Source organism: Comamonas sp. wu1-DMT (assembly GCF_040187805.1).
In the GTDB taxonomy this organism is placed as follows: domain Bacteria; phylum Pseudomonadota; class Gammaproteobacteria; order Burkholderiales; family Burkholderiaceae_C; genus Comamonas; species Comamonas thiooxydans.
In genome coordinates this window covers 81,201-96,381 of the sequence record NZ_JBANEM010000004.1, presented here as the reverse complement: position 1 = coordinate 96,381, position 15,181 = coordinate 81,201, and the positions used below count along the sequence as shown (strand labels likewise).

Sequence of the window (15,181 nt, the reverse complement as noted above, 5' to 3'; positions counted from 1 at the left end):
AGTTGCAATCAATGCTCGTGCTTGTGCGCCGCTTCATGAGCAGCCGCGGGCGCGGGGGCGGGCTCGTGCGAATGCCCGACCTCGGCACCATGATCGTGCTCATGCTCGTGTCCATGGTTGTGCGCCGCACCGCTCATCACCGTCACGATGACGATGCCCAGCAGCAGCCAGAAGACCTGGGCTGCGGTTTCCTTGGCGCTCAGGCGCTTTTGCAGCTGGGGAATCAGGTCGGCCAACGCCACATAGATAAAGCTGCTCGACGCAATGACCAGGAAATATGGCAGCAGCTCGTGCAGCTGTCCGATGAGGAAATAGCCAGCCACCCCGCCCAGCGTTGTCACGGCCCCTGCCATGGACACCTTGATCAGCGCCACGCGGCGATTGCTGCTGGACTGGCGCAGCACCACGATATCGCCCATGTGATGAGGCACCTCATGCGCCAGCACCGACAGCGCGGCGATCAGGCCCAGACGGATGTCGGCCACGAAAGCCGATGCAATCAGCACGCCATCGCCAAAGCAATGCACGCTATCGCCCGTCAGAATGGCCCAGCCGCCCTTGCCATGGCTGTGAGCGTGCGTATGCTCGCCATGCTCATGGCGGGCGTGACCATGCTGGTGATCGTGGCCATGACCGTGAGCATGGTGCACGGGAACATGCTGGTGGGCGTCGCCATGCGAATGCTCATGGCCGTGGTGCCATAGCTCGGCCTTGGACAGCAGAAAGAAAAACACCAGCCCGATCAGCAGCACCACGAACAGATCATGGGACTTGCCGTGGCTCTCGAACGCCTCGGGCAGCAAATGCATAAAGGCCGTGGCGAGCAAGGCTCCCGCCGCCAGGCTCAGCAAACGCTGAGGCATCAGCCCTGGCGTGCGCCCCCCTCCCAGACTCATCAACAAGGCGGCCACCCAGACACTGCCGATACCAGCAGCCAGGGTGGCCAGAATAATTGCTACCAATGTCATAGCTTTATATGGCTTAACCGCAACCTTTTACAGGCGAATCTTGAGGATTTTCGCAGAATGCGCCGCCCAACGCGGCCCGCTTGCGACTATCCCCATACCGTCAGCCCCGGATGCGCATGACATGCATGGCACGCCGGGACTTCTTTCACCTTAGCAAAGCTGTCAAGCCCCCCGGGCCGAAAATTTCAGCGTATGAGGCATCAAGCCACGCCATGCTGGTTGAACCAGGTCAGCATGCGGGTCCAGCCGTCCTGCGCGGCCTGCTCGCGATAGCTGGGGCGGTAGTCGGCATGGAAGGCATGGGGCGCCTCGGGGAAGATCACGAACTCCGAGGCCCTGGCGGCCGCAGAGCCGGTCTTGAGAGCTGCTTTCATGGCTTCGACCGACTCCAGCGGAATGCCCGTGTCCTTGCCGCCGTACAGGCCCAGCACCGGCGCCTTGAGCTGCCCCACCAGATCCAGCGGATAGCTGGGCTGCAAATCGTTCTTGTTGCCCTGCAGACGCCCGTACCAGGCCACGCCGGCCTTGAGCGGGGCATGCGCCGCATAGAGCCAGGTGATGCGCCCGCCCCAGCAAAAGCCGGTGATGGCCAGCTTCTTCACATCGCCGCCCTGCGTACCCGCCCATTGCACGGCCGCGTCCAGATCGCCCATGACCTGGGCATCGGGTACCTTGGCGATCACCTCGCTCATGAGCTTGGCCATCTCGGCATAGGCCATGGGGTCGCCCTGGCGCACAAACAGGTCGGGCGCTATCGCCAGATAGCCGGCACGAGCCAGGCGGCGGCAGGTGTCGGCAATGTATTCGTGCACGCCGAAGATTTCGGAGATCACCAGCACCACGGGCAGATTCTGCCTGCCCGCAGGCATGGCCCGGTAGACCGGCAGCTTGAAGCCTTTGACATCGATGCTGACCTCACCTGCCGTCAGGCCGTCGACCGGAGTCTTGATGGCCGTCTGTGCCATGACCGGCCCGGCAGCGCAGGCATAGCCCACGCCCAGACCTGCCCCCAGGGCTGTGCGCAAGGCCGCGCGGCGGCTGGGCCGGGCATCGGTGCGACCGCCAAGCAGCCCCTGCATATCCTGAGCGATGTCTTCGTACTTCATGGATCCTCCTTGGGTTGATGGAATCTCAAGCCAGCCCGGCTCGCGCAGCAAGCCGGGCTGGCCATGCAGTCTAAGGCCAGTGCCTTTCCGTCAGCTCAGGCCAGCCAGCGCAGCAGCGCCGCAGCGGCCGCCCCCAGAATCACCACCAGCAAGAACGGTGCCCGCAGCCACAGGGCAAGCGCCGCCACCAGCAAGGCGCCCAGACGCGCATCCAGGCTGATGCGCGTGCCGCTGGCCAAGGTGTTCATCACCGTCAGCGATGCCAGCAGCGCCACCGTCAGACAGGCCGCGATCTGGGCCATGCGCGGGCTGCGCATCCAGCGCTCGGGCAGGCTGTAGCCCAGCAGCTTGGTCACAAAGGCCAGCGCACAGGCCAGCAAAATCCATTGCCACAGGGACAGCGTCATTGCTCAGCCTCCGAAGGACGCACCCAGCCCCAGAAGGCGCCCAGGGCCGCGGCCAGCAGAATCGGCACGCCTGCGGGCACCCAGGGTATGGCCAGGGCCGTGACCAGCCCGCAGCCCAGTGCCAGCGCCACCGGCTCGCGCGCATTGAGGCGCGGCCAGAGCAGACCGAGAAAGGCCGCCACGGCGGCTCCGTCGAGACCGAAGCGGCGCGTGTCGCCCAGCGCATTGCCCATCAGCGCGCCCAGCAAGGTGAACAGATTCCAGAGCAGGAACACGCCCGCCCCTGCGACCCAAAAGCCGCGCCGCTGCTCGGCCAGATCTTCCTGCCCCGATGCCGTGGCCGCAGATTCGTCGATGGTCCAGTGCGCGGCCAGCCAGCGCTGCAGCCCTTTGACACCCAGCAGACGGCTCATCTGCATGCCGTAGATGGCATTGCGCACGCCCAGCAGCGAGGCAGCGCTCACGGCCGCCATGCCGCTGCCGCCACCGGCAACCACGCCGATGAAGGCGAACTGCGAACCGCCCGTGAACATCAGCGCGCTCAGCGCCATGGTCTGCCAGAGATTGAGGCCGGCCGCCACGGAAAGCGCACCGAAGGAGATGCCGTACAGCCCCGTCGCCACCGAAATCGACAACCCCATGCGCACGGCGGGCGTCATTGCAAAGCCTTTGAACAAGATATTTCCCGCAACAAGCCAGAACAATTCAGGAGCTGACAGCGCATGTGAACAAAGCACTTCAGGTCAAAAACAACCTGAAATTCTTTATTAGAAAGCGCAAGCAGCTCTCTTTTTTAAGGATTCGTCTCGGCAAGACCTAGTCGCCCCGGGACGAACGCGTATCAGTGCGCCTTTGGGTGAAAAGCTCAATGCGCCTTTTCCCAGCTGCTGCCAAAGCCGATCTCGGCCAGCAGCGGCACGGACAGGTCGGCCACGCCAGCCATGATGGCCGGGATCTCGGCCTGCACCCAGTCCCTGGCGGATTCAGGCAGCTCGAACACCAGTTCGTCATGCACCTGCATGATGACCAGCACCTCGGGCTTTTCGGTATCCAGCCTGGCCTGCACGGCCACCATGGCCTTCTTGATCAGATCGGCCGCCGTGCCCTGCATGGGGGCATTGATGGCCGCGCGCTCGGCCGCTTTCTTGCGCGGGCCGTTGCCGCCGTTGATCTCGGGCAGCACCAGGCGGCGACCGAACACGGTCTCCACATAGCCCTGGGCGTGGGCCAGCTCCACGGTCTGGTCCATATAGCGCTTCACGCCGGGGTAGCGCTGGAAATATTTGTCGATATAGGCAGCCGCAGCCTTGGTTTCAATGCCCAGGTTCTTGGCCAGGCCGAAGCTGCTCATGCCGTAGATCAAGCCGAAGTTGATCACCTTGGCATAGCGGCGCTGCTCGCTGCTGACCTCGTCCACACTCACGCCGAAGACTTCGGCGGCCGTCGCACGGTGCACGTCCAGGCCGTTCTTGAAGGCGCTCAGCAGGGCCTCGTCGCCCGACAGATGGGCCATGATGCGCAGCTCGATCTGCGAATAATCGGCGCTGGCAATCAGCTTGCCCTCGGGGGCCACAAAGGCTTCGCGCACGCGACGGCCTTCGGGCGTGCGCACGGGAATATTCTGCAGATTGGGGTCGTTGCTGGACAGACGCCCCGTCACCGCCACGGCCTGGGCGTAGTGGGTGTGCACGCGGCCGTCGCTGGGCAAGGCCATCTGCGCCAGCTTGTCGGTGTAGGTGCCCTTGAGCTTGGACAGCGAACGGTGTTCGAGCAGCTTGGCGGGCAGCGGATAGTCCTCGGCCAGCTTTTCCAGTACCTCCTCGTCCGTGCTGCGCGCGCCGGTGGCGGTCTTCTTCACGACGGGCATACCCAGCTTGTCGAAGAAGATCTCTCCCAGCTGCTTGGGGGAGGACAGATTGAAGGGCTGGCCCGCAATCTCGTAAGCCTCTTCCTCGAGCTTGAGGATGCGCGCGCCCAGATCGTTGCTCTGGCGTGCCAGCTCGCCCGCATCAATGCTGACGCCATTTCGCTCGATGCGAAACAGCGCTTCGCTGGTCTGCATTTCCAGCTCGTAGATATGCAGCAGACCGGCATGGGCCTGGATGCGCGGCCACAAGGTGTTGTGCACATCCAGGGTCTGGTCGGAGTCCTCGCAGCTGTACGCCGCGGCCTTGTCCACGCTCACCTGGGCAAACGGAATCTGGTTCTTGCCCTTGCCGCACAGGTCCTCGTAGCTGATGCCGCTGCGACTCACATGGCGCAGCGCCAGGCTGGTCAGATTGTGCGGGCGGTCGGCTTCGAGCACATAGGACTGCAGCATGGTGTCGTGCGCATAGCCGCGCACGGTGATGCCGTGGTTGGCAAACACATGCTGGTCGTATTTGACATGCTGACCCAGCTTCTTCTTGCCGGCATCTTCCAGCCAGGGCTTGAGCCTGGCCAGCACCATGTCCATATCGAGCTGCTCGGGCACGTCCATGCCTTCGTGGCGCAGCGGAATATAGGCGGCCTCGCCCACGGCCACGCTGAAGGAGATGCCGACGATGCGGGCCACCATCTCGTCCAGCGAATCGGTCTCGGTATCCAGCGCCGTCAGCTCGGCGGCGCTGATCTTGGCCAGCCATTCATCGAGCTGAGCCTCGCTCAGAATGGTGGTGTAGAGCACATCGCGCTGCTGGGCAGTCACGGCGACCTCGGTCGCCGCCGCGTCATCGGCATCGAACAGGCCGCCTTGGGCACTGTCGACCTTGGCAGCCTTGCCTGGCTTGGCCGCCTTGGCTTCGGCTGCTGCGGCGCCCAGCGTGCGCACCAGCCCCTTGAAGCCGTATTTCTCGTAGAAGGGCGCAAGCGCTGCGCTATCGGGCTCGGCCAGCGTGATGGCATCGAGCTGCGGCAGGCCGCTGATATAGGAGGACAGATCGCAATCGGTCTTCATGGTCACCAACTGGCGGCTCAGCGCCAGCTGACCGCTGGCAATCGCATCGCGCAGGTTCTGACCGGCAACGCCCTTGATATCTGCGGCGCGGGCGATCAGATTGTCCAGCGAACCATGCTCCTCCAGCCACTTGGCTGCTGTCTTGGGCCCGACCTTGGTCACGCCGGGCACGTTGTCCACGGTGTCGCCCACCAGGGCCTGGTAGTCGATCATCAGCGCCGGCGGCACGCCGAACTCGGCCGTCACTCCCGCCACGTCGCGCTTCTTGCCGTTCATGGTGTCGATGATGGTCACATGCTCGCCCACCAACTGGCTCAAGTCCTTGTCGCCGCTGGAGACGATGACCTGTATGCCCTGGGCCGCCGCAGTCTGCGCCAGCGTGGCGATCACGTCATCGGCTTCCACGCCGGGCACGGCCACCACCTTCCAGCCCAGCAGTTGAACCACCTCGTGGATGGGCTCGATCTGGCTGCGCAAATCATCGGGCATGGGCGAGCGCGTGGCCTTGTACTCGGTGTACATCTCGTCACGGAAGGTCGGGCCCGAGGCATCGAACACGCAGACGGCGTAATCGGCCTGCACATCCTTCCTCAGCGCCTGCATCATGTTCACCATGCCGCGGATAGCGCCCGTAGCCGGGCTGGCCGGGTCGCCTGGAATCGCCCGCAGGTCGGGCATGGCATGGTAGGCGCGGTAGAGGTAGCTGGAGCCGTCCACCAGCACCAGGGTCTTGGAATTGCTCATACCCCGGATTGTGCACGCGTGCCCGGCTCCTCCGAGCTGCAGCCCAAAGACAGGCTGCGCCTGGTGGGACAATTCGAAGTCGCCCTACAATCTATGCATCATGCGCGCTGCACCACTTTTCATCATCCTGAGCCTGGCTGCCGGATCCGTTCTGGCCCAGTCCCCCACTCCTGCTCCGGCCAATGCCGTGGTCGCTCCTGCGCCCCAGGGCCAGCAGGACAACGCGGCGGCGACCGGCAGGCACAACCAGCGGATCGAACATATCCGCGTGGAAGATGCTGGCAGCCGTGTGGATGAAACCCGTGTGGGCGGTCAGACCCAGAGCATCACCGTGCAACCCAAGGTAGGCTCCATGCCCGAGTACGAGGTGCAGTCCAACGACGGCGCCCGCGCAGCCCGCAACCGCGACAACAACAGCGGCGACACCACGGGCACCCGCGTCTGGAATTTCATCAAATTCTGAAGCGCGGCGCGCCTTCCCCCATTCATGACAGGGCAGTGCTTCACTGCCCTGTTGCATATAGACACCTTCTCCCCGCTAGTTCGGTCGGTCGCCCCAGACCGGCGTATTCACCATGGCTGTTTTCACCGAAGTTTCCGATAAAGATGCGCGCGAGCTGCTGCGCCGCATGTCCCTAGGCGCGTTCAAGGAATTGCGCGGCATTCAAGGCGGCATTGAAAACACCAACTATTTTCTGACGACCGACCAGGGAGAGTGGGTGCTGACACTGTTCGAGCGCCTGAGTGCCGAGCAGCTGCCTTTTTACCTCTACCTGATGAAGCATCTGGCACAAGCCGGGATTCCCGTGCCGGACCCGCAGGGCGAGACACGCAGCGGTGACATTCTGCTCAAGGTCTGCGGCAAGCCCGCATCCATCGTCAACCGCCTGGCCGGCAAGAGCCAGCTGACCCCGGCTGCCGTGCACTGCGCTGCCGTGGGCGAGATGCTGGCGCGCATGCATCTGGCCGGTCAGGACTACAACCGCCAGCAGCCCAATCTGCGCGGCCTGCCCTGGTGGAATGAAACCGTGCCCGTGGTCCTGCCCCATCTGGGCGAGGAAACCGCCGCCATGCTGCGCGCCGAGTTGGCCTATCAGAACCATATCGCCGCCTCGGCCAGCTATGCGGCCCTGCCGCGCGGCCCCATCCATGCCGACCTGTTCCGCGACAACGTGATGTTCGACGGCGACCGGCTGACCGGCTTTTTCGACTTCTATTTCGCGGGCGTGGACACCTGGCTCTTCGATCTTGCGGTCTGCCTCAACGATTGGTGTATCGATCACGCAACAGGTGCACATGATGCCGAGCGCGCCAAAGCCATGCTTGCGGCCTACCAGTCCGTGCGTCCTCTGACCGGGCCCGAGCGCGAGTTGCTCAACGCCCAGTTGCGTGCCGGCGCCCTGCGTTTCTGGATCTCCCGCCTCTGGGACTTCCATCTGCCGCGTGAAGCCGCACTGCTGCAGCCTCACGACCCCACCCACTTCGAGCGCGTGCTGAGCCAGCGCATCGCACATCCGCTGACGCTGGACTGAGTACCAGGCAAGCTGATTGCTCCGGGGCTTTTGATGGCCCCGCTCAGCCGTCTCGGGTACAGTGCAAGAAGCGACTTTTGCACGCTCTCGCAAAAGTATTTCAGCCTCTTCCATGAAACTTCAAATCGTTCCACCCGGCACCGGTCTGCAATGGGTGCTGCAGGGTCTGCGCACCTTCAAAAGCCAGCCCCTCGCCCTTGCCGCCCTGTTCTTTCTGGGCATGGCCAGCATGTCTCTGATCTCGGCCCTGCCGCTGATCGGCCCTGTCATTGCACTGGCACTGCTGCCATGCATCTCGCTGACCATGATGGTCGCGGCATCCGAAGCCGCCCACGGCCGCAAGCCCACACCGGCGCTGCTGCTGGTGGCTTTCCGCTCCGGCAGCCAGCATCTGCACTCCATGCTGATGCTGGGCGGCCTCTATGCCGCAGGCTTTTTGCTCATCATCGGTGCCTCCAGCCTTGTGGACGGCGGCACGTTTGCCAGCGTCTACCTGGGTCAGACTCCCATGACCCGAGAACTGGCCGAAGAGCCCGAGTTCCAGTCCGCCATGTGGCTGAGCATGTTTCTCTACCTGCCGCTGTCGCTGGCCTTCTGGCATGCTCCGGCGCTCATCCACTGGCATGGCATCAGCCCCGTCAAATCGCTGTTCTTCAGCTTTGTCGGCTGCATTCGCAATATCGGTGCCTATCTGGTGTTCGGTGTCTGCTGGATCGGCGTGTTCATCGTCTCAGGCATGGCCCTGGCCATCGTGACCGGCATATTGGCCATGCTCATCGGCAGCATTGCCGGTGGCCTGATGGTGGCAACGGCACTGATGCTGGCAGCCATCTTTTTTACCTCGATTGTGTTTACCTTCCGTGACAGCTTCAGCCCGCCCGATGACGACCAGACTCTGATCGACTCCTCGTCGGGCACAGCGCCGCCATCATCGGACTCCTAAGCTCGAGCACTACCCCGCACCAGCCCCGACCCCAGGTCGGGGCTTTTTTATGGGCTGAACACAGGCCCGTGTAGCCAGATCATTCATCCCGGCGTCATCAAGCCGCCACGGCACTGTCATATTCGTTTCCTAGGATTCGCAGGACTGACCAAGGCATGCATCTCATGTCCTGGCATTCATCCAATTCAGCGCGGCCCCAAGTCTGCGCTTCACCCCACACTGCGAAACTCTCATGGCACAAAATCTGCTCAGCCGTCGTAAGGCCCTGCAACTCTTTTCCGGCGCTCCTCTGCTCCCACTGGGTTCGGTCGTGTCCGCATCCAGCCTGCTGGCCGCATGTGGTGGTGGTGACGATGACAACACAACGCCGACAACGCCTCCTGTCACCAAGAACTATGTTTCCGCCACCTTCACCAGCATGGCCGCGCCTACGCTGAGCACGCCTGCCAATATGGCGACCATGTATGCGGCCTCGCAGCTCAAGGTCGCTTTCGACGACAAGAGCGAGCAGGTCTACGACCTGGGCTATCAGCCCTTCTTCGTGACCGGCGACATGGTCTCCAACGGCAAGGGCGACCAGGTGCTGGCCGGTGGTTACTACGACATCTACAACAACAAGATCATCGACAAGACCGTTTCCGGCAAGGAGCGCCACTTCTTCTCCGATTCGCCCGACGGCACATCGTTGCTGACCGTTCCTGATGCCAAGGTGGACGGCGTCAAGGGCAAGCCCGTCTTCGCCGTGGTGCAGTTCGAGTACACCACCTGGGCCCAGGACGGTACGACCGATATGTACGGCAAGCTGCCATCGCCCATCGCCGTGCTGACGCTGGATCAGGACCAGACCACGGGCAAGCTGAGCCTGGTCAAATACCACAATGTGGACACATCCAAGGTTCATGGGCTGTGGATCACCTGCGGCGCCAGCCTGTCGCCCTGGGGCACCCATCTGTCCTCGGAAGAGTACGAGCCCGATGCCTTCAGCATCGGCACCAACACCATGTTCCAGGCTTACAGCGAGAACCTGTATGGCGACAAGAACAAGGCCAACCCCTACCACTACGGCCACATGCCCGAAGTGATCGTCAATGTCGATGGCACGGCCACCATCAAGAAGCACTTCTGCATGGGCCGCATCTCGCACGAGCTGGTGCAGGTCATGCCCGACCAGCGCACCGCGCTCATGGGTGACGACGCCACCAACAGCGGCTACTTCGTCTTCGTGGCAGACAAGGAAAAAGACCTGTCCTCGGGCACGCTGTATGCCGCCAAGGTTGGTGCGGGTTTCTCCATCGACCCCGCCGCCAAGAGCGCTGCCCCCCTGACCTGGATCAAGCTGGGCTCGGCCACCAGCGCCGAGATCGAGAACCTGGCCAACACGCTCAAGCCTGCGGACATCATGACCGTGGTCAAGACCGACCCGAGTGACTCCAGCTACACCAAGATCGTGGCCAACGGCAAGACCGAGTGGATCAAGATCAACGCCGGCATGGACAAGGCCGCGGCCTTCCTCGAAACCCATCGCTATGCCGCCTTCAAGGGCGCCAGCCTGGGCTTTACCAAGATGGAAGGCACGACCGTCAACGCCAAGGACAAGATCGCCTACTCCGCCCTGCAGAACGTGCAGTCCTCCATGGTGGCCGGCAATGCCGCCAACGTGCCCGGCAACGGCGTCTCCGTGCCCAAGCAGTTGGTGGCCGGCGTGGTGATGGCGCTGAACCTCAAGGGCGGCCAGAAGGACACGACCGGTACCGCCATCAACAGCGAATGGATGCCCGTGGACACCGCCCCCCTGCTGGCTGGTGAGGATCTGCTGGACAGCGACGGCAAGACCCTCAAGGGCGACGCACTGGGCAACACCGCCAACCCCAACAAGATTGCCAACCCCGACAACCTGAAGTTCTCGGAAAAGATGCGTACTCTGTTCATCGGCGAGGACAGCAGCCAGCACGTCAACAACTTCATGTGGGCCTACAACGTGGACACCAAGCAGCTGTCGCGCGTGCTGTCCGTGCCCGCAGGCGGTGAATCCACCGGCCTGCATGCCGTGGACGAAATCAACGGCTGGACCTACATCATGAGCAACTTCCAGCACGCTGGCGACTGGGGCGGCATCCACGCCAACGTCAAGACCCAGCTGGATCCGCTGATCAAGGCCAACTACAAGGACAAGTTCGGCTCCGCCGTGGGCTACATCACGGCCTCGCCCGCCCAGATGAAGCTCAGCGCCAAATAAGCGCCAACGCCTCATAAAAAAGCCGCCTTCTACAAGGCGGCTTTTTGCTGGGCAAAGGCGCTATGCCTCAGTCCACAATCGTCAGCTTGGCAATCGCCAGCGCCAGCCACTTGGTGCCATGGCGGCCGAAGCTGACCTGGGCGCGCGCATCATCACCCGAGCCTTCCACCGCCAGTACCTTGCCCTCGCCAAACTTGTTGTGGAACACCGCGATACCGGCCTTGATGCCGTGCGCGGGCTCGGCCTTTTGCTGCGGCACGGGCGGACTCGCAAAGACTTCGCTCTGCTTGCCGCCCCAGCCCGAGCCGTATTGACCTCCAGCCCTCGCCCCCCAAGCTCCACCGGTGCCTGAAGAGGGCGCAAAACTGCCAAAGCCGCTTTGCCTGGGCGTGATCCACTTGAGCGCTTCTTCGGGCAGCTCGTCAAAGAAACGGCTCTTGACGTTGTAGCGCGTCTGGCCATGCAGCATGCGCGTCTGCGAATGGCTCAGATACAGACGCTTGCGCGCACGCGTGATGGCCACATAGGCCAGGCGCCGCTCCTCCTCCAGACCGCCACGATCCATCATGGCGTTCTCGTGCGGGAACAGGCCTTCCTCCACACCGCCGATGAACACGGCATCGAACTCCAGGCCTTTGGAGGCATGCACGGTCATCAGCTGCACGGCATCCTGGCCGGCCTGGGCCTGGTTGTCGCCCGCCTCCAGCGCCGCATGGACGAGGAAGGCCTGCAGCGGCGACAGCGTCTCGCCGGTATCGGCATTGACCATGGAGGCCGCCGTACCGGCCGGCGCCTTGAGCGCCTCGTCCAGCTGCGGCTGATTCGGGTCCAGCCCCTGGCTGACAGGTGACTGGCTCAGCTGCGGTGCATTCTGCTGCTCGTCCAGCGGCATGGCCACGGCATCGCGGCCAAAGCCTTCCTGGGTCACAAAGCTCTCGGCAGCCGTGACCAGTTCCTGCAAGTTCTCGATGCGGTCCGCGCCTTCCTTCTCGTTGCGGTAATGCTCGATCAGGCCGCTTTGCTCTTCCACGGTCTCGATGATTTCACGCAGCGTGCGCCCTTGCGTCTGCTCGCGCAGCACATCGATCTGTGCCACAAAGCCCTGCAGCTTGGTGCCGGCCGTGCCGCCCACGGCCGTGACGGCGTCGCTCAGCGAGGTGCCGCTGCTGCGCGCCGTGTCCTGCAGGACTTCGATCGTGCGCGCGCCGATGCCGCGTGCGGGAAAGTTCACCACGCGCAGGAAGCTGGTGTCGTCGTGCGGATTCTCCAGCAGGCGCAGATAGGCCAGGGCATGCTTGATTTCCGCGCGCTCGAAAAAGCGCAGGCCGCCGTACACACGGTAGGGAATTTTGGAATTGAACAGCGCCGACTCGATCACCCGGCTTTGCGCATTGCTGCGGTAGAGCACGGCAATTTCCTGGCGCGTGAAACCATCGTTTCTGACCAGCTGCTTGATCTCGTCGACCATCCACGCAGCCTCGGCCAGATCGCTGGGCGCTTCGTAGATACGCACCGGCTCGCCCGGGCCCTGGCTGGTGCGCAGGTTCTTGCCCAGGCGGTTGCTGTTGTGGCTGATGAGGGCGTTGGCGCAGTCGAGGATATTGCTGTAGCTGCGGTAGTTCTGCTCCAGCTTGATCTGGTTTTTGACGTCGAACTCGCGGATGAAGTCGGCCATATTGCCCACGCGTGCACCGCGAAAAGCATAGATGCTCTGGTCGTCGTCACCCACGGCAATCACGCTGGCGGCCGACTCGTAGCGCCCGCCCACATCGTCGCCCGCCAGTTGCTTGAGCCACTGGTACTGCAGCTTGTTGGTGTCCTGGAACTCGTCCACCAGGATGTGCTGAAAGCGGCGCTGATAGTGGTGGCGCAGATGGACATCGTCACGCAGCAACTCGTAGCTGCGCAGCATCAGCTCGCCAAAATCGACCACGCCTTCGCGCTGGCATTGCTCTTCGTAGAGCTGGTACAGCTCCACTTTCTTGCGAGTGTCGGGGTCGGTCGCCACCACATCGCCAGGGCGCATGCCCTCTTCCTTGCAGCCCGCAATGAAGTACATCAGCTGCTTGGGCGGAAAGCGCTCGTCATCCACATTGAACTGCTTGCACAGACGCTTGATGGCCGAGAGCTGATCTTGCGTATCCAGAATCTGAAACGCCTGGGGCAACTTCGCGGCCTGATAGTGGGCGCGCAGCAGTCGGTTGCACAAGCCGTGGAACGTGCCTATCCACATGCCGCGCACGTTGTAGGGCAGCATGGCCGACAGACGCGTGAGCATCTCCTTGGCGGCCTTGTTGGTGAAGGTCACGGCCATGATGGAGCCGGGCGTGGCCTGCCCGGTCTGCAGCAGCCAGGCGATGCGCGTGGTCAGCACGCGCGTCTTGCCCGAGCCGGCACCCGCCAGAATCAGCGCATGGCCCGCAGGCAGGGTCACCGCGGCCAGCTGCTCGTCATTGAGGCCGGTCAGCAGGGGCGAGTGAGAGGCGGGATTGGCGCCGGAATTTGCACCGTCTGGCGCGGAGTCAAGCAGGTCGATCGGGAACATAGCCCCCCATTGTAGAAATGCTGGCGACTCCCTGCGACTTGCTGCTGCTTTCGTGGCTTCATGCTCCTGAAAGAAAAGCTGCCTGCGCTTGATAAATATGGATTTCAGATATTTTCATATCTGAAAAGCATGAATATCAAACGCAAGCAGCTATCAAATCATTCAAGCCACGGCACTCACACTCAGTGTCCACCCGCACCGGGCTCGACCGTGCGGCTCGGCCTCGGTGCCAGCCAGATCGCGCAGGCTGCCAGCACAAAGCCGCCCGCGATGATGAACATGATCTGGTTGGTGGCCAGCATCACGCTCTGGCTGGTGATGAGCTGATCGAGCGCCGACAGCGCCGCATCAGGACTCATGCCCGACTGCTGCAGCCCGTGCAACACCTCGCCGCTGGCATCGCTCAAACCCACCAGATCCGCATGCTTGCGCGTCGTGCCATTCTCCCAGGCCGTGTTGACCACGGAGACCGCGGCCGCGCCCGACAGGGTGCGCAGAAAGTTCATCAGGCCGGCGGCGTTGTCCATCTCCTGCGGCTCCACGCTGGCCAGCGCCAGCCCGGTGGTCGGGATGAAGAAGAACGGCAGACCCAGCCCCATGAACATCAGCGGCAGGGCGATGTCCCAATAGCCCATGTCCGTGGTCGCGAACGCGCGCCAGAAGGTGATCACCCCCATCCAGAACACGCCGCCAAAGATCAGCCGGCGCGGGTCCACCCGGGCCGCCAGCCCGGCCGCAGCCGGCGCCACGAACAGTGCGAACAAGCCCGTCCAGGCCGTGACCAGACCCGCCAGCGTGGCCGTGTAGCCCATGAAGCTCTGCAGCCACAGCGGCGTGAGCACATTGACGGCGAAGAAGGCTGCAAACGCCAGACTGATGGTCAACACGGCCATGGAAAAGCCGCGGTGCCTGAAGACGCGCAAATCCACGATCGGGTGCTCGGCATGCAGCTCCCAGATCATGAAGGCCGCAAAGCCCACCACGGCGACCACGGCCAGCGCCACGATCATGGGCGAGGCAAACCAGTCCAGGTTCTTGCCTTCGTCCAGCATCAGCTGCAGCGAACCCACCCAGACGATGAGCAACACCAGGCCTACGGTGTCTATGGGGTTCTTGAGCAGCGGCTGCTCGTAGCGCCTGACCAGATGCCAGACCGCGAACGCGCAGACCAGGGCCACCGGGATGTTGATCAGAAAGATCCAGTGCCAGGTGTACTCGTCGCAGATCCAGCCGCCCACGATGGGGCCCAGCACGGGAGCTATCAGCGTAGTCATGGACCACAGGCCGATGGCCGCAGGCGCCATCCGCGGCGGGAAGATGCGCAGCAGCAGCGACTGGGACAGCGGCATCAGCGGGCCGCCGGCCAGGCCCTGCAAGATGCGCGCAAACACCAGCATGCCCAGCGAATTGGCCAGACCGCACAGCAGCGATGCCAGACCGAACAAGCCCATGGCCGTGGCAAACACGCGCACCGCGCCGAAGCGCGCCGCCAGCCAGCCGGTCAGCGGCACGGTGATGGCCTCGGCCACCGCGTAGCTGGTGATGACCCAGGTGCCCTGGCTGGTGGTCGCGCCCAGGTTGCCGGCAATGCTGGGCACGGAGACATTGGCCACCGTCATGTCCAGCACGGCCATGAAGTTGGCCGCTGCCAGCACCAGGGCCGCCAGCCACAGCGTGCCCCCCGTCAGCGGCACCATGCCGGCGGCCATGGGCACGGCAGGCGCATCGGCCGCTGCGGCCGCACTTGCGTTGTGATCGCTCATGA

Annotated in this window: 11 protein-coding genes; 4 read left to right on the top strand and 7 right to left on the bottom strand. The window is 63.4% G+C overall.

Annotated features, from left to right (window positions below; translation table 11 throughout):
* Positions 1-8 precede the first annotated feature (8 nt).
* The 5 genes from V8Z78_RS08185 to polA all read right to left on the bottom strand — a co-directional run bounded on the left by V8Z78_RS08185 (position 9) and on the right by polA (position 6,160).
* Positions 9-968: a ZIP family metal transporter gene (locus tag V8Z78_RS08185; protein WP_003067784.1), complete on the bottom strand. Its 960-nt coding sequence runs from the start codon at positions 966-968 to the stop codon at positions 9-11.
* A 200-nt stretch (positions 969-1,168) separates the two neighbouring features.
* The gene (locus V8Z78_RS08180) at positions 1,169-2,074 is read right to left on the bottom strand and encodes a dienelactone hydrolase family protein (RefSeq protein ID WP_003067785.1); all 906 of its coding nucleotides are present in this window, start codon (positions 2,072-2,074) and stop codon (positions 1,169-1,171) included.
* Positions 2,075-2,169: 95 nt separating this feature from the next.
* Positions 2,170-2,481, bottom strand: a complete 312-nt coding sequence (locus V8Z78_RS08175; RefSeq protein WP_280030964.1) for an AzlD domain-containing protein — start codon at positions 2,479-2,481, stop codon at positions 2,170-2,172.
* Positions 2,478-3,140 carry an AzlC family ABC transporter permease gene (locus V8Z78_RS08170; protein WP_034362752.1) on the bottom strand — a complete coding sequence of 221 codons (663 nt, stop codon included), beginning with the start codon at positions 3,138-3,140 and terminating at the stop codon, positions 2,478-2,480. The genes V8Z78_RS08175 and V8Z78_RS08170 overlap by 4 nt, the downstream gene beginning before the upstream one ends.
* 206 nt (positions 3,141-3,346) lie before the next feature.
* Entirely contained in the window at positions 3,347-6,160 is a 2,814-nt protein-coding gene (gene polA, locus V8Z78_RS08165) for a DNA polymerase I (RefSeq protein ID WP_057091616.1), read from the bottom strand.
* Between the two features lie 100 nt (positions 6,161-6,260).
* Here polA and V8Z78_RS08160 point away from each other — a divergent pair, with 100 nt between their 5' ends.
* The 4 genes from V8Z78_RS08160 (at position 6,261) to V8Z78_RS08145 (ending at position 10,871) form a co-directional block, all read left to right on the top strand.
* Complete coding sequence (locus V8Z78_RS08160) at positions 6,261-6,623, top strand: hypothetical protein (protein WP_003067794.1); 363 nt, start codon at positions 6,261-6,263, stop codon at positions 6,621-6,623.
* 112 nt (positions 6,624-6,735) lie between these two features.
* Positions 6,736-7,692: a homoserine kinase gene (locus tag V8Z78_RS08155; RefSeq protein ID WP_003067796.1), complete on the top strand. Its 957-nt coding sequence runs from the start codon at positions 6,736-6,738 to the stop codon at positions 7,690-7,692.
* 112 nt (positions 7,693-7,804) lie between these two features.
* A complete protein-coding gene (locus V8Z78_RS08150) occupies positions 7,805-8,635 on the top strand; it encodes a BPSS1780 family membrane protein (RefSeq protein ID WP_003067798.1) in 831 nt (276 codons plus the stop codon).
* A gap of 232 nt (positions 8,636-8,867) precedes the next feature.
* The gene (locus V8Z78_RS08145; RefSeq protein ID WP_057091614.1) at positions 8,868-10,871 is read left to right on the top strand and encodes a PhoX family protein; all 2,004 of its coding nucleotides are present in this window, start codon (positions 8,868-8,870) and stop codon (positions 10,869-10,871) included.
* A 67-nt stretch (positions 10,872-10,938) separates the two neighbouring features.
* Here the strand turns inward: V8Z78_RS08145 and V8Z78_RS08140 are convergent, their stop codons facing one another.
* Both V8Z78_RS08140 and V8Z78_RS08135 read right to left on the bottom strand, forming a co-directional pair.
* A complete protein-coding gene (locus V8Z78_RS08140) occupies positions 10,939-13,416 on the bottom strand; it encodes a UvrD-helicase domain-containing protein (RefSeq protein ID WP_280030965.1) in 2,478 nt (825 codons plus the stop codon).
* 182 nt (positions 13,417-13,598) lie between these two features.
* Positions 13,599-15,179: a DHA2 family efflux MFS transporter permease subunit gene (locus V8Z78_RS08135; protein WP_003067803.1), complete on the bottom strand. Its 1,581-nt coding sequence runs from the start codon at positions 15,177-15,179 to the stop codon at positions 13,599-13,601.
* Between the last annotated feature and the right edge of the window lie 2 nt (positions 15,180-15,181).

Excerpts from the sequence above, each read along its gene's own strand:
- V8Z78_RS08185 (WP_003067784.1), bottom strand. The coding sequence starts at position 968 with ATGACATTGGTAGCAATTATTCTGGCCACCCTGGCTGCTGGTATCGGC.
- V8Z78_RS08180 (WP_003067785.1), bottom strand. The coding sequence starts at position 2,074 with ATGAAGTACGAAGACATCGCTCAGGATATGCAGGGGCTGCTTGGCGGT.
- V8Z78_RS08175 (WP_280030964.1), bottom strand. The coding sequence starts at position 2,481 with ATGACGCTGTCCCTGTGGCAATGGATTTTGCTGGCCTGTGCGCTGGCC.
- V8Z78_RS08170 (WP_034362752.1), bottom strand. The coding sequence starts at position 3,140 with ATGACGCCCGCCGTGCGCATGGGGTTGTCGATTTCGGTGGCGACGGGG.
- polA (WP_057091616.1), bottom strand. The coding sequence starts at position 6,160 with ATGAGCAATTCCAAGACCCTGGTGCTGGTGGACGGCTCCAGCTACCTC.
- V8Z78_RS08160 (WP_003067794.1), top strand. The coding sequence starts at position 6,261 with ATGCGCGCTGCACCACTTTTCATCATCCTGAGCCTGGCTGCCGGATCC.
- V8Z78_RS08155 (WP_003067796.1), top strand. The coding sequence starts at position 6,736 with ATGGCTGTTTTCACCGAAGTTTCCGATAAAGATGCGCGCGAGCTGCTG.
- V8Z78_RS08150 (WP_003067798.1), top strand. The coding sequence starts at position 7,805 with ATGAAACTTCAAATCGTTCCACCCGGCACCGGTCTGCAATGGGTGCTG.
- V8Z78_RS08145 (WP_057091614.1), top strand. The coding sequence starts at position 8,868 with ATGGCACAAAATCTGCTCAGCCGTCGTAAGGCCCTGCAACTCTTTTCC.
- V8Z78_RS08140 (WP_280030965.1), bottom strand. The coding sequence starts at position 13,416 with ATGTTCCCGATCGACCTGCTTGACTCCGCGCCAGACGGTGCAAATTCC.
- V8Z78_RS08135 (WP_003067803.1), bottom strand. The coding sequence starts at position 15,179 with ATGAGCGATCACAACGCAAGTGCGGCCGCAGCGGCCGATGCGCCTGCC.